We start from the raw sequence: 14,070 nt of genomic DNA, 5'->3' as shown, positions 1-14,070 counted from the left end.
ACAAAAAAGAGGGAGGCATCATGCCTCCCTCTTTCTATCTTGGTGCCGGACCGGCTGCCATCAGCGGGTCAGGTCGTCGAAGAAGCGTTTCACCCCTTCGAAGAAGCCTTCCGATCTCGGCTTGTGGGTCTTGGCGGCGGCACCGCTGAACGACTCGTCCAGCTGGCGCAGCAGCTCTTTCTGGGACTCGGTCAGCTTGACCGGGGTCTCGACCACCACCTTGCACATCAGATCCCCCACCTGGCCGGAGCGCACGGACTTGACGCCCTTGCCCCGCATGCGGAACATCTTGCCGGTCTGGGTCTCGGGAGTGACCTTGAGCTTGACGCGGCCATCCAGGGTCGGCACTTCGATCTCGCCACCGAGTGCGGCGGCGGTGAAGCTGATGGGCACTTCGCAGTAGAGGTTGTTGCCGTCACGCACGAAGATCTCGTGCTCCTTGACGTGCACCTGTACGTAGAGATCCCCGGCCGGAGCCCCGGCTTCCCCCGCTTCCCCTTCGCCGGAGAGACGGATGCGATCGCCGGTATCGACGCCCGCCGGAATTTTCACCGACAGTGTCTTGGTCTTCTGGTAGCGACCCTCGCCATGGCACTTGCGGCACGGATCCTTGATGATCTTGCCGCGACCGTGACAGTGCGGACAGGCTTGCTGCACCGCGAAGAAGCCCTGGCGCATCTGCACCTGACCGGCACCGTGGCAGGTCGGGCAGGTCTGGGCACTGCTGCCGGTGTGGGCGCCGGAGCCGTTGCAGACCTCGCAGTGGACCAGGGTCGGCACCTTGATCTCCTTGGAGACGCCGCGCACCGCTTCTTCCAGGGTCAGCTCCATGGTGTAGCGCAGGTCGGAACCCCGGGCCGGACCACGACGACCGCCGCCGTTGCGACCGCCAAAGATGTCGCCAAAGATGTCGCCGAACGCATCACCGAAATCGGCTCCGCCGCCAAAGCCACCGTGGCCACCGCCACCCTGGCTCTGATCCACGCCGGCATGACCGTACTGGTCATAACGGGCGCGCAAGTTGGCATCGGTCAGGACCTCATAGGCTTCCTTGACCTCTTTGAACTTCTCTTCGGAGGCGGCATCACCCTGGTTGCGATCCGGGTGAAACTTCATCGCCAGACGCTTGTACGCCTTCTTGATCTCGCGCTCGTCGGCATCTTTCGATACCCCGAGCACTTCATAGAAATCGCGCTTTGACATACTGATCCTGTTGCTACGTAAACAGTTATGCAGACGGGCGTTGGTCACCCAACGCCCGTAAATTCATCGTTCAAGCCGATGGGCAGAGCGGACTCTGCCCATCTGGGTGTGGCTTATTTCTTGTCGTCTTTCACTTCTTCGAACTCGGCATCGACCACGTCGTCGTCAGCCTTGGCGGAAGAAGAGGACTGGCCGGCATCGGCGCCAGCACCCTGAGCCTGGGCTTGCTGCTGGGCAATCTCCATCAGCTTCTGGGAGGCTTCCATCAGCGCCTGTTGCTTGGCTTCGATGACCGCCTTGTCGTCACCCTTGATGACGGCTTCCAGCTCGCTCAATGCGGTTTCGATCTTGGTCTTGTCGTCGGCAGGCAGGGCTTCACCGGCTTCGGCTACCTGCTTGCGGACCGAGTGGACCAGACCGTCAGCCTGGTTGCGGGTCTGCACCAGCTCTTCAAACTTCTTGTCTTCGGCCGCGTTGGCTTCCGCCTCGCGTACCATGCGTTCGATCTCTTCATCAGACAGACCGGAGGAAGCCTGGATGGTGATCTTCTGCTCCTTGTTGGTCTCCTTGTCTTTGGCAGAGACGTGCAGGATACCGTTGGCATCGATGTCGAAGGTCACTTCGATCTGCGGCAGGCCACGCTGAGCCGGACGGATGCCTTCCAGGTTGAACTGGCCCAGGGACTTGTTGTCGCTGGCGCGCTTGCGCTCACCCTGCAGCACGTGAATGGTCACGGCAGACTGGTTGTCTTCGGCGGTGGAGAACACCTGGGACTTCTTGGTCGGGATGGTGGTGTTCTTCTCGATCAGCGCCGTCATCACGCTGCCCATGGTTTCGATACCCAGAGAGAGCGGAGTGACGTCCAGCAGCAGTACGTCGGTCTTGTCACCGGACAGTACGGCGCCCTGGATGGCTGCCCCCATGGCCACGGCTTCGTCCGGGTTGACGTCTTTGCGCGGCTCTTTGCCAAAGAACTCGGCAACAGTCTTCTGCACCATAGGCATGCGGGTCTGACCGCCTACCAGGATGACGTCGTCGATCTCGCCAACGGCCAGACCAGAGTCTTTCAGGGCGGTACGAACCGGCTCGAGCGAGTCTTTCACCATGTCTTCCACCAGGGATTCCAGCTTGGCGCGGGTCACCTTGATGTTCATGTGCTTGGGACCTGTGGCATCTGCAGTGATGTACGGCAGGTTCACGTCGGTCTGCTGGGCGGAAGAGAGCTCGATCTTGGCTTTCTCGGCGGCATCTTTCAGACGCTGCAGGGCCAGCTGGTCGTTGCGCAGGTCGATGCCCTGCTCACGCTTGAACTCGTCTACCAGATAGTTGATGACACGGTTGTCGAAGTCTTCACCACCCAGGTGGGTGTTACCGTTGGTCGCCAGTACTTCGAAGGTGGTTTCCCCTTCGACTTCGTCGATCTCGATGATGGAGATATCGAAAGTACCGCCCCCTAAGTCATACACGGCAACCTTGCGCTCGCCCTTGACCTTGTTCACGCCGTAGGCGAAAGCCGCGGCAGTCGGTTCGTTGATGATGCGTTTTACATCCAGACCCGCGATGCGACCGGCATCCTTGGTAGCCTGACGCTGGGCATCGTTGAAGTAGGCCGGTACTGTGATGACGGCTTCGGTCACCGGCTCGCCCAGGTAATCCTCGGCGGTCTTCTTCATTTTTTTGAGCACTTCGGCAGAGATCTGCGGCGGTGCCATTTTCTTGCCCTTCACTTCAACCCAGGCATCACCGTTGTCAGCCTTGGCGATGGCGTACGGCATGATCTTCAGGTCACGCTGCACTTCTTCATCTTCGAAACGGCGACCGATCAGACGCTTGATGGCGAACAGGGTGTTCTTCGGGTTGGTGATGGCCTGACGCTTGGCCGGCTGACCAACCAGGATCTCGCCATCATCGGCATAGGCAATGATGGACGGAGTAGTACGATCGCCTTCTGCGTTCTCGATCACGCGAGCGGTGTCGCCATCCAGAATAGCGACGCAGGAGTTGGTAGTACCCAGGTCAATACCGATGATTTTACCCATTTGACGAATCTCCAAATACTTTGAATAAACTGGCGAGGAACTCGCCTTAATGCGTTAACGGCTAGGTGGGGGCAGCCAGAGTGGCTTTCAAGCTCCCGGCATCAAATTTTTTGTGCCGCCGCGGCCTTGCAACCTATATGGGGTCTCAAGTTGTCGCTTCAAGCCCCGCCCTCAAAAAACCGCGCATTCTTGCCCTGTTTACGGCTGAATGCTTGCCAAATGGCGCCACTGAATACGCAGAATGGCGCCGCTATCAATAAAAAGCCCGCCGAGCGGCGGGCTCAGCACAGCGATGACTCTCAGGCCGGCGCCTTGGAGACCATCACCATGGCCGGACGGATCACCCGACCGTTGAGCTCGTAGCCCTTCTGCATCACGGCGATGACGGTGTTCGGTGCCAGCTCGCCATTTTCGATCATGCTCATCGCCTGATGGGCGTTGGGATCGAACGGCTGATTGAGCGGATCCAGCGGATTCAGACCAAACTTGCCCACCGAGCTCTGCATGGATTTGAGGGTCAGCTCGACCCCTTCGATCATGGGCTTGAGGGCATCGTTCTCTTTGTCCGCCAGCTCAATGGCGCGCTCCAGGTTGTCCAGTACCGGCAGCAGTTCGGCGGCGAATTTCTCCAGCGCAAACTTGTGAGCCTTCTCCACGTCCTGGGCGGCGCGGCGACGCAGGTTTTCCATCTCGGCGACGGCACGAATGGCACGCTCGCGCTCTTCATTGGACGCCAGCCGGGCGGCGTCCAGTTGGGCCTCCAGCTCGGCAATGCGGGCCTGCTCGGCTGTCACTTCACTGTCTACATCGGTCGGCTCGACTGGCTGGACTTCCACTTGCTCCATCGCTTCAACCTTTTGTTCTTCGTGGTTCATGACATCTCCAATTTCAGGGTTGCTTGTTAGGGTCTGTTGACGTTCGGGTGCGCGACAAGTCGCTAACAGACCCTGTAATGGCGCTATTATGGGGACGCAGCCCCGGCTTTCAAGGGGAAAAGGGCGCTATCGTCGCCAATGAGCCGAGCCAACGGCCAAATTGCCACTTTTCATGGCGCTATGCCCACCAGTCGACGCCGGCAGCAGACAAATCCCCCACAAAGCGCGGTATACTCCCCCCAATACTCATCCCAGACCCGACAGCATATGGATTCTCCGTTCAAAACCATTGCCCTGATTGGCAAACCCCACCACGAAGGGGCCAACCAGACCCTGACCGGTCTGCATCAATATCTCACTACCCGAGGTTTTCGGGTGCTGGTGGAGAGCCGGGTGGCCCACACCCTCGGCATCATGGATGAGAACGTGATGGATCTGGTCCAGCTCGGTGAGCAGGCGGATCTGGCCATAGTCGTCGGCGGGGACGGCAACATGCTGGGGGCGGCCCGGGTGCTGTCACGGTTCGACGTGGCGGTGATCGGCGTCAACCGGGGCAATCTCGGCTTTTTGACCGACCTGTCGCCGCAGGATTACCTGCTGCCGCTGGAACAGGTGCTCTCAGGCCACTACAAGAGTGAACACCGCTTCCTGCTGGAGGCCGCCGTCTATCGTCACGGGGAGCGTAAATCGAGCAACCTGGCGGTGAACGAAGCCGTGCTGCACCCGGGCAAGATAGCCCACATGATCGAGTTCGAGGTCTATATCGATGGCAGCTTCATGTACAGCCAGCGCTCGGACGGCATCATAGTCGCCACCCCGACCGGCTCCACCGCCTATTCGCTATCGGCGGGCGGCGCCATCCTCACCCCCAAGCTCAACGCCATCACCCTGGTGCCCATGTTCCCGCACACCCTCAGCAGCCGCCCCATAGTGCTGGATGCGGACAGCGAGGTGCGGTTGCTGGTCTCGCCCGACAATCAGGACGATGCCATGCAGGTGAGCTGTGACGGTCAGGTGACCCTGGCGGTCCACCCGGGTGACGAGATCCTCATCAAGAAGAGCAGCCACAAGCTGCACCTGGTGCATCCCCTTGATTACAGCTACTTCCACGTGCTGCGCAACAAGCTCGGCTGGGGCAGCAAGCTGTTCTAAGCCGCTTTTCAACCCTTCCTTGTCCATCCTGTTGCGGGCCGACTCTTTACTGTATGTAAAACCAGTATATACTGGATGCATACACAGTAATGTTGGCCCATACAGGATGAGACCATGCTGACCCAGCTGACCGTCAACAACTTCGCCATCGTCAAGTTTCTCGAACTCGATCTGCAACCCGGCATGACCTGCATCACGGGTGAGACGGGTGCCGGTAAATCCATCGCCATAGACGCGCTCGGCCTCTGCCTCGGCGAGCGGGCCGAAGCCAGCATGGTGCGCCCCGATAGCGACAAGACAGAGGTCAGCGCCCGTTTCCTGCTGGACGGCAACCCGGCCGCCCGCGCCTGGCTCGCCGCCAACGAGCTGGACAACGAAGGCGAATGCATAGTGCGGCGGGTACTCTCCGCCGAGGGGCGTTCCCGCAGCTACATCAACGGGGTGCCCGTCCCCCTGACCCAGCTCAAGAACCTGGGTCAACTGCTGGTCAACGTCCACGGCCAGCACGCCCACCAGCTCCTGCTCAAGCCCGACTACCAGCTCAGCTTGCTGGATGGCTACGCCGGCCATCACCTGCTGCTGGACGAAGTGCGCCAGCATTATCAGCTGTGGCGCCAGCTGCAAAACGAGCTCAATCGCCTCAAGGCCGAACAGCAACAGCGGGAGGCCCGCCGTCAGCTCATCGAATATCAGGTGCAGGAGCTGGACGAGTTTGCCCTGCAACCGGGGGAGTTCGAGGCGATCGAAGAAGAGCATCAGCGGCTCGCCAACGGCACCGAGCTGATGCAGGAGTGCGGCGCCTGTCTCGATCTGCTCTATGACAACGAAGAGACCACCATCGCCGGCCTGTTGCAGGTTGCCGTCGACAAGGCCGAGGGTCTGGTGGGCATGGACAGCCGGCTCACCCCTGTGCTGGAGATGTTGAACGAGGCGATGATAGGCGTGCAGGAGAGCCACAGCGAGCTGCGCAGCTATCTGGATCGGCTTGAACTGGATCCCGAGCGCTTCAACGAGCTGGAAGCCCGCCTCTCCAAAGCCATCAATCTGGCCCGCAAGCACCATGTCAAACCGGCCGAGCTGGCCCTGCATCATCAGGATCTGGCCAGTGATCTCGCCCGCCTCAACTCTGATGAAGAGCGCCTCGAGGGCATGGAAGATGAACTGGCCGAGGCCCGCCTTGCCTTCGTGCAGGCCGCCGAGGCCCTGAGCCAGAGCCGTCAGCGTTACGCCCAGGAGCTAGGCACCAAGGTGACCGCCAGCATGCACGAGCTGGCGATGCCGGACGGCCGCTTCGCCATCGAGGTGCGACCGGATGCCCAGAGCAGCCTGTCACCACTCGGCATCGATCGGGTGGAATTTATGGTCACCACCAACCCGGGGCAACCGATCCAGCCGCTCGGCAAGGTGGCCTCGGGGGGTGAACTGTCGCGGATCAGCCTCGCCATAGTGGTGATCAGCGCCCGCAAGGTCTCGACCCCGACCCTGATTTTCGATGAGGTGGACGTGGGGATCAGCGGCCCCACCGCCGCCGTGGTGGGTCGTCTGCTGCGCCAGCTCGGTGAATCCACTCAGGTCATGGTGGTGACTCACCTGCCGCAGGTGGCAGGCAAGGGCCACCAGCACATGGTGGTGAGCAAGCACACGGACGGCAAGACAACTGAGACCCAGATGCAGGCACTGGATCAGGGAGCCCGCCTCAAGGAGCTGGCTCGTCTGCTGGGCGGCGACCATATCACCGACAATACCCTGGCCAACGCCCGCGAGCTGCTGGCCTCCTGAGCAAGCATCTCCAGGCAGGCAGTAAAAGGGAGCGCCAGACCCGCAGGGTTGGGCTCTCCTTTTTTGTTGCTCTCCCCTCATTGCCTCATGCTCTTTTCCTCTCCCACAATCCCCTCCTCTGGCTGGCCAGCCAATATCAGAGAAGCCTCTCTGACCCGGACCTGGCGCTGGCGGTAGACAGGACAACACCTGAGCTGCAGCCAAATTCCTGAGGCAGGATCTGGGTCTGGGTCTGGGTCTGGGTCTGGGTCTGGGTCTGGGTCTGGGTCTGGGTCTGGGTCTGGGTCTGGGTCTGGGTCTGGGTCTGGGTCTGCAATATGGTACTCGCCATGGCCTGCTCCACCCACACGGCAGGGGGCAGCAAGGGACTATAGGATCAGCCTGGTTGCCAGAACTAGCACAGCTGCATAGAGTGAAACCAGACTGGGGGCAAGCCCTCACTCCGTTTAGCCATCTTATCCGCGCCCCCTGCCCGATCTGCGTCATCGCGATCTCGGCCAGGCGAGCCTCCAACGTCAGGAATGTCTTTATGCTCCATGTGTTTGGCCACAAGAACCCCGATAGCGACAGCATCTGTACCGCCCTGGTCACCGCCGACTGGCTCAATCGACAGGGCCGGCAGGCCCAGGCCTATGCCCTGGGTGAACCCATAGCCGAAACCCGCTTCATTCTGGAAACTGCCGGGGTCGATGCCCCGCCCCTGCTGCAGGGCAGCGTGGCCAACAAATCTGTGTTTCTAGTGGATTTCAGCGAGCTGGAGCAGGGGCCAGAGGGGCTGGCCGAGGCCGACGTGCAGGGGCTGATCGATCACCACAGGATAGGCACACTCATCACCCGGGGCCCGCTCGATGCCTGGATCCGGGCCGTGGGTTGCAGCGCCACCGTCCTGCTGGAGCTGATGGGCTATGACACCCTCTCTCGCACCCAGGCTCGCCTGCTGCTAGGGGCCATCATCAGCGACACCTTCAGCCTCACCTCGCCGACCACCACGGCCCGTGATCGCGCCGCCGTCAATGCGCTGCTGCCCCTGGCCGATCTGGCGCTGGAGCCCTTCGCCCAGACCCTGCTGGAGCGGCGTACCCAGCTCGGTGACGCTCCTATGACAGAGCTGCTCGTCGCCGACGAGAAGGCGTACCAGATCGCCGGTTACAAGCTCTATGTCAGCCAGATCTGCGTGATGGATCCGGCGCAGATCCACACCCGCCAGGCCGAGCTGGCGCAGGCCATGCAAGACCGGCTGGAGCAAGATGAGCTGGATGCCTATGTGCTGATGCTGACCGATCTGGCCAAGGGCGGCAGCCTGCTCTACTTCGCCAGCAAGGGCATACTGCCCGAGCAGCCGACTCATCTGGCCGGCGCCGTCAGCCGCAAGAAAGAGGGGCTGCCCTGGTTGACCCAGTATCTCTCCTCAGACCCGGCTTGAGTTCAGTGGAGAGGGGCCGGCCCAGGGCCGGCTCCCTCTCCACTCTTCGTCGCCCACTCTTACCACCGCCACCCCCACGCCCCAAACAGCTCCCGCCCGCGATCTCATCGATGCCAAACCACAGGATCCTGGTTTTTGACGCCCATCCACAGCGCAAACATGCTGCCCTGTCAGGTTTTTCACTGCCAACAGACCAATGAACCGTCAAAAAGCAGGGTTCCCTTCATTTTCCATTCAACTCAGTCTGTTATGATGATGTGAACGAACATGGCTTTGCGATGCATCACCGACAAAGAGTGACGCCAGACGTGCGAAACCGGTTCGTTCTATGCGACACATAGCGGGAACACAGTGGTAGGGGACAGACAATTTGTCCCCGGTGCCCCGCGCCATGCCAAGGAGAACTGCTTATGACCTCAACCCATATTGTGCTGTTGCTGGAAGGCAAGGATTACGAGCAGGAGACACTGGCCAAAGCAAGCCGGTTGGTACAGGGAATGGGCGGTGAATTGACCCTGCTGCACCTGACCCACAGCAGCAAGATGCGCCGCAAGAGCCTGTCACTGTCCGAGGAGGAACGCAGTGCCCAGGGTACCCTGGATGCCAAGGCCATCATCAGCGAGCTCATCACCACCCTGCAGCACCCGGTGGATTACCAGTGTCTGGTGGTCGATGACGTGGTGCCCGATCTGAAGCGCTGGCTGGACGCGCACCCGGCGGATCTGTTGCTGGTGGGCAGCCGCCACCACTGGATGGAAGGGTCACTGGCCCGCCTGCTCATCTACAAGCTGCCGATCGATATCCAGATCTGCCACGAACCCTACGCCGAACAGCTCAAGGCCGTCGGCTGATCTGCCTGGCGCCCACCCCACGGGTGGGCGCCGCTTGCCAACACGGCATCGCCTCGCGTTACTCCCTCTCGCGCACGCCCTCGCACCTCGCCACCCTGTCCATCCAGGCCGCCGCCCAGCCACAGTCCTGACGGCAGGCAAGGCCGGTAATGACAAGGCTATCTACATGTTTCCTTACATATTCATCGCTGTTTTTTAAGCCTCGTTTGCTGCAGGATATTGCCCTTGCACGCCTTCGCACGTTTCTTTCAGGTGATAAATGAACATAACCCCCAAGCAGCGAAAATTCGCCCTGCTCATCCTGCTCCCGCTGGCTGCCATCTCCTGGCTGGCCTGGCCGAACAAGGCCCCCGAGCCCGTGCTGAGCGCGCCAGTGACTCGTCAGGATGTGGAGCAGACTGTGCTGGCCAGCGGCGTACTGCAGGCCATAGAGCAGGTGGATGTGGGTGCCCAGGTCTCGGGTCAGGTGACCTATCTGGCGGTCGAGGCAGGGCAGAACGTCAAGCAGGGGGAGCTGCTGGCCGAGATAGACCCGCTGCTCGCCCAGAACAACCTCAAGACCGCCGAGGCGGATCTCGCCAGTCGCCGCGCCCAGCTCAAGATCAAGCAGGCACAGCTCAAGCAAAACGAGCTGGCCTGGCGTCGTCAGCAGCAGATGTTCAGGCAGGAAGCCAGCTCCCGCGCCGATCTGGAGAGCGCCGAAGCCCAGCTGGCGGTCACCCGGGCCGAGCTGCAGAGCGCCCAGGCCGAGATCGAGAATGCGCTGATCAAGGTGGATCGCACCAAGACGGAGCTGGGCTATAACCGCATCCTGGCCCCCATGGATGGCACAGTCGTCAGCATAGTGACCCGCCAGGGCCAGACCCTGGCCGCCAGCCAGACGGTGCCGACCCTGCTCAAGCTCGCCAACCTGGAGACAATGACGGTGAAGGCGCAGATCTCCGAGGCAGATGTCACCCGGGTCAAGGCCGGCATGCCGGTCTATTTCACCCTGATGGGGGATGCGGACACCCGCTATCACGGCACTCTGCGCACGGTCGAGCTGGCCCCCACCAACATCAACGAGCAGGCCACCAGCACCACGGCCACCAGCAATGCCGCCGTCTACTACTACGCCCTGTTCGACGTGCCCAACCTGGATCACACCCTGCGGGTCGCCATGACCACGCAAGTCACCATAGTGCTCGGCGAGCGCAAGCAGGTGCTGACCATTCCACAGACGGCCCTTGGCAAGAAGCTGGGGGAGAACGAGTACGAGGTCACCCTGCTCAAGGATGACGATCAGAAAGAGACGCGCCGTATCAAGACCGGCATGAAGGATGACATCAAGGTAGAAGTGGTCAGCGGCCTGAGCGAGCAGGAGAAGGTCACCCTGGGCCAGGGCAAGCCGGTCAGCGACGGTGACATGGAGATAATGCTGTGAGCGAGCCGCTGATCCAGCTCAAGGGCATAGAGCGACGCTATCAGAGCGGGGAGCAGGAGGTTACCGTCCTGCATCCGCTGGATCTGACCATAGAGGCGGGGGAGATGATCGCCATCGTCGGCGCCTCCGGCTCCGGCAAATCCACCCTGATGAACCTGCTCGGCTGCCTCGATCGTCCAAGCGCGGGCCAGTACCTGTTCCGGGGCCAGGACACAGCCACCCTGGACGCCCTCTCCCTGGCCCGGTTGCGCTGCCACCACTTTGGTTTCATCTTTCAGCGCTACCACCTGCTGCCGCACCTCAATGCCGCCGCCAACGTGGAGATCCCGGCCGTCTATGCCGGCGCCTCCCGTCCCGAACGGCAGGTGCGCTCCCAAGCCCTGCTGGCACGGCTGGGCTTGAGCGATCGCAGCCATCACACCCCGGGCCAGCTCTCCGGCGGCCAGCAGCAGAGGGTCAGTATCGCCCGGGCGCTGGCCAACGGCGGCGAGGTGATCCTGGCGGACGAACCCACGGGGGCCCTCGACAGCCAGAGCGGCAAGGAGGTGATGGCCATCCTCAAGGAGCTGCACGCTCAGGGCCACACCATCATACTGGTGACCCACGACATGGCGGTGGCCAGCCACGCGGATCGTATCATCACGCTGCGCGATGGCCGGGTACTGGAAGACAGCGGTAAACCGGCCACGGCCACAGCCCCCCTTCAGCCCGCCCCACCCGCCGCCAGGGCCGGTGGCAACGACTGGGATCGCTATCGCGAGGCGGGGCGCATGGCGCTGCACGCCATGCTGGCCCACCGCATGCGCACCTTCCTCACCATGCTCGGCATCATCATAGGCATAGCCGCCGTGGTGAGCGTGGTCGCACTCGGTCAGGGCGCCCGTGCCAAGGTGATCGATCAGATCAACGCCATGGGCACCAACACCATAGACATCTTCCCCGGCAAGGATTGGGGGGACGAGAAGGCCGCCAGCATCCAGACCCTCAACAAGCGGGATCTCGATGCCCTGCTCGGCCAGCCCTATCTGGAAGGGGCCAGCCCCCAGATTGCCTCGTCGGGTCAGCTGCGTTATCGCAACAAAACCAGCAGTGGCAGCATAGTGGGAGTCGGCAGCGACTTCTTCCGGGTCAAGGGGATGAAACTCACCAGCGGCCGCCTGTTTGACGAGCGCGACATCCAGAACCGGGCCGCGGTGGCCGTGGTGGATGGCAAGACCATAAAGAGCCTGCTCGGCGAGGAAGATCCCGTCGGCCAGGTGGTGCTGGTCGGCACCCTGCCGGTGCGCATCATAGGCGTGGTGGAAGAGGAGACGGGGTTTGGCCGCAGCAGCCAGTCGGTCAATGTCTGGCTGCCCTACAGCGCCGTGATGAGCCGCCTTATCTCCCAGAACCACTTCAGCCAGCTCACCATCCGGGTCAAGGACGGGGTGCAACCCGCCCTTGCCGAACAGGCCGCCATCGAGCTGCTGACCCAGCGCCACGGGGTGAAGGACTTCTTCACCTTCAGCAGCGACAGCATCATAAAATCGGTGGAGAAGACCACGGCCACCATGACGCTGCTGGTCTCCGCCATCGCGGTGATCTCCCTCATCGTCGGCGGGGTCGGGGTGATGAACATCATGCTGGTCTCGGTGGTGGAGCGCACCCGCGAAATCGGGATCCGCATCGCGGTCGGCGCCCGCCAGTCCGACATCTTGCAGCAGTTTCTGATCGAGGCGGTGATGGTCAGCCTGCTCGGCGGCATGCTCGGGGTCGGCGTCTCCCTGCTCATCGGCCTGCTCTTCTCCCTGTTCGTGGAGAGCATACAGATGCAGTTCTCTCTCTTTTCCATCCTGATGGCGTTTGGCTGCTCCTCGCTCATCGGGATCCTGTTTGGTTACCTGCCCGCCCGCAATGCCGCCCGGCTCGATCCGGTCGAGGCGCTGGCGAGGGAATGACGATGCACAACTTATCCAGACTGGGGCTCTGCCTCGCCCTTGCCGCAGGCGTGAGCGCCTGCAGCCAGCAGAGCAGCTATCACAGACAAGATCTGGCGCTGGCCCCGAGCTGGCAGCAGCCGGACGAGGGTCTCACCCGGCAGCAAGCCGGCCTCTGGTGGCAAGGGTTTCATGATCCGGCGCTGGATCAGCTGGTGGAGGCCGTGCTGGCCGCCAACCCCGACATGCAGGTCGCCGGACTGAGGCTCAGAAGCGCACTGCTGGGTGCGGATCTCGCCGATACCAACCTGACCCCCTCGGTCAATGCCAGCCTGGGCGCCAACGGCACCAAGGATCTGAAGAGTGGCAAGGCCAGCGGCAGCATGGGCCCCACCCTGACCCTCGGCTACGAGGTGGATCTGTGGGGCCGGCTCGCCTCGGTGCGGGATCAGGCGAGCTGGGAAGCCCAAGCCTCCGCCCAGGATCTGGCAGCCACCCGTCTGATGCTGATCGGCAAGGCGCTGGAGCAGTACTGGCAACTGGCCTATCTCGGCTCGGCCGTCAGCCTGGGTGAGCGGCAACTGGCCAACTATGCCCGCGCCGAGCAGCTGACCCGGGCCAAATACCAGGCCGGCGCCGTCACCCGGCTCGATCTGGTGCAGGCCAGCCAGCAGAAGGCGGGCAAGCAAGCGGAACTCAGCTCGCTCCTGATGCAGCAGGAACAGGCCCGCAACGCCCTGCGGCTGTTGCTCGGTCGCAGCAGTGGTCCACTGCCATTTGCCCCGAGCGCACTGACGACGACGCCCGCGCCGTCGCTGGCGGTCGGCATACCGGCGGATGTGCTGGCACGGCGCCCCGACGTGCGCGCCGCCGAGCTGCGGCTGCGCAAGACACTGGCGAAAGGGGACGAGATCCGCACAGGTTTCTACCCCAGCTTGAGCCTCACCGGCGGGGCCAGCACCAGCTCGGATACCCTGACCCAGGTGCTGCAAAACCCGGTAGGCACCCTGGGCGCCACCCTGGCGCTGCCCTTCCTCGAATACAACAAGACCCGGCTCGCCATCGCGGGCTCAGAGCTTGACTACCAGATCGCCGAGTCCGAGTTTCGCAAGCAGCTCTACACCGCCCTGGTGGAGGTGGAAGATGGCCTGGCCGCCCGCCATCATGGCGAGCAGCGCCTGAGCTATCTGGCCGAACAGCTGGCGTTTGCCAAAGAGGCGGAGCGGCTGGCCAAGGCCCGTTTCCAGGCCGGTGCCACCGGGGTGCAGGCCTGGCTGGATGAGCAGAACCGGCTGTGGGATGCCGAGCTCGCCCTGCTCGGTCAGCAGAAGGAGCAGCTCAACACCATGGCCAGGATCTACAAGGCGTTGGGGGGCAGCGATCGCAGCTAACCCAAGGCCTGGCGACGT

At 62.3% G+C, this 14,070-nt stretch carries 11 protein-coding genes; 7 read left to right on the top strand and 4 right to left on the bottom strand.

Features of this window, described 5'->3' with window-relative positions; translation table 11 throughout:
- Positions 1 to 60: 60 nt before the first annotated feature.
- From dnaJ to grpE, 3 genes are all read right to left on the bottom strand, one after another.
- Positions 61 to 1,203: a molecular chaperone DnaJ gene (gene dnaJ / locus CK910_RS12140; protein ID WP_042871174.1), complete on the bottom strand. Its 1,143-nt coding sequence runs from the start codon at positions 1,201 to 1,203 to the stop codon at positions 61 to 63.
- Positions 1,204 to 1,316: 113 nt separating this feature from the next.
- Complete coding sequence (dnaK, locus tag CK910_RS12135) at positions 1,317 to 3,242, bottom strand: molecular chaperone DnaK (protein ID WP_043556785.1); 1,926 nt, start codon at positions 3,240 to 3,242, stop codon at positions 1,317 to 1,319.
- Between the two features lie 299 nt (positions 3,243 to 3,541).
- On the bottom strand, positions 3,542 to 4,117 hold the full coding sequence (grpE, locus tag CK910_RS12130; RefSeq protein WP_043556786.1) for a nucleotide exchange factor GrpE: 576 nt from the start codon (positions 4,115 to 4,117) through the stop codon (positions 3,542 to 3,544).
- Between the two features lie 267 nt (positions 4,118 to 4,384).
- On the opposite strand from grpE, the gene nadK reads away from it, so the two are divergent.
- Positions 4,385 to 5,269, top strand: coding sequence for an NAD(+) kinase (gene nadK / locus CK910_RS12125; protein WP_042871168.1), 885 nt, complete (start codon positions 4,385 to 4,387; stop codon positions 5,267 to 5,269).
- A 114-nt stretch (positions 5,270 to 5,383) separates the two neighbouring features.
- Positions 5,384 to 7,048: a DNA repair protein RecN gene (gene recN / locus CK910_RS12120; protein WP_098983297.1), complete on the top strand. Its 1,665-nt coding sequence runs from the start codon at positions 5,384 to 5,386 to the stop codon at positions 7,046 to 7,048.
- A gap of 136 nt (positions 7,049 to 7,184) precedes the next feature.
- On the opposite strand, the gene CK910_RS24080 is transcribed toward recN, so the two are convergent.
- Positions 7,185 to 7,379 carry a hypothetical protein gene (locus CK910_RS24080; protein ID WP_172955187.1) on the bottom strand — a complete coding sequence of 65 codons (195 nt, stop codon included), beginning with the start codon at positions 7,377 to 7,379 and terminating at the stop codon, positions 7,185 to 7,187.
- Positions 7,380 to 7,577: 198 nt separating this feature from the next.
- On the opposite strand from CK910_RS24080, the gene CK910_RS12110 reads away from it, so the two are divergent.
- The 5 genes from CK910_RS12110 (at position 7,578) to CK910_RS12090 (ending at position 14,052) form a co-directional block, all read left to right on the top strand.
- Positions 7,578 to 8,471 (top strand): DHHA2 domain-containing protein, encoded by an 894-nt coding sequence (locus CK910_RS12110; protein WP_098983295.1) that lies wholly within the window; start codon positions 7,578 to 7,580, stop codon positions 8,469 to 8,471.
- 410 nt (positions 8,472 to 8,881) lie between these two features.
- Positions 8,882 to 9,322: a universal stress protein gene (locus CK910_RS12105; protein WP_043134323.1), complete on the top strand. Its 441-nt coding sequence runs from the start codon at positions 8,882 to 8,884 to the stop codon at positions 9,320 to 9,322.
- A 259-nt stretch (positions 9,323 to 9,581) separates the two neighbouring features.
- A complete protein-coding gene (locus tag CK910_RS12100) occupies positions 9,582 to 10,745 on the top strand; it encodes an efflux RND transporter periplasmic adaptor subunit (protein ID WP_098983292.1) in 1,164 nt (387 codons plus the stop codon).
- The gene (locus CK910_RS12095) at positions 10,742 to 12,682 is read left to right on the top strand and encodes a MacB family efflux pump subunit (protein ID WP_098983290.1); all 1,941 of its coding nucleotides are present in this window, start codon (positions 10,742 to 10,744) and stop codon (positions 12,680 to 12,682) included. The genes CK910_RS12100 and CK910_RS12095 overlap by 4 nt, the downstream gene beginning before the upstream one ends.
- A complete protein-coding gene (locus CK910_RS12090; RefSeq protein WP_098983287.1) occupies positions 12,679 to 14,052 on the top strand; it encodes an efflux transporter outer membrane subunit in 1,374 nt (457 codons plus the stop codon). The genes CK910_RS12095 and CK910_RS12090 overlap by 4 nt, the downstream gene beginning before the upstream one ends.
- The last annotated feature ends 18 nt before the right edge of the window (positions 14,053 to 14,070 follow it).

The organism is Aeromonas sp. CA23, assembly GCF_002587065.1.
In the GTDB taxonomy this organism is placed as follows: Bacteria; Pseudomonadota; Gammaproteobacteria; order Enterobacterales; family Aeromonadaceae; genus Aeromonas; species Aeromonas bestiarum.
This window is presented reverse-complemented; position numbering and strand designations above follow the sequence as displayed.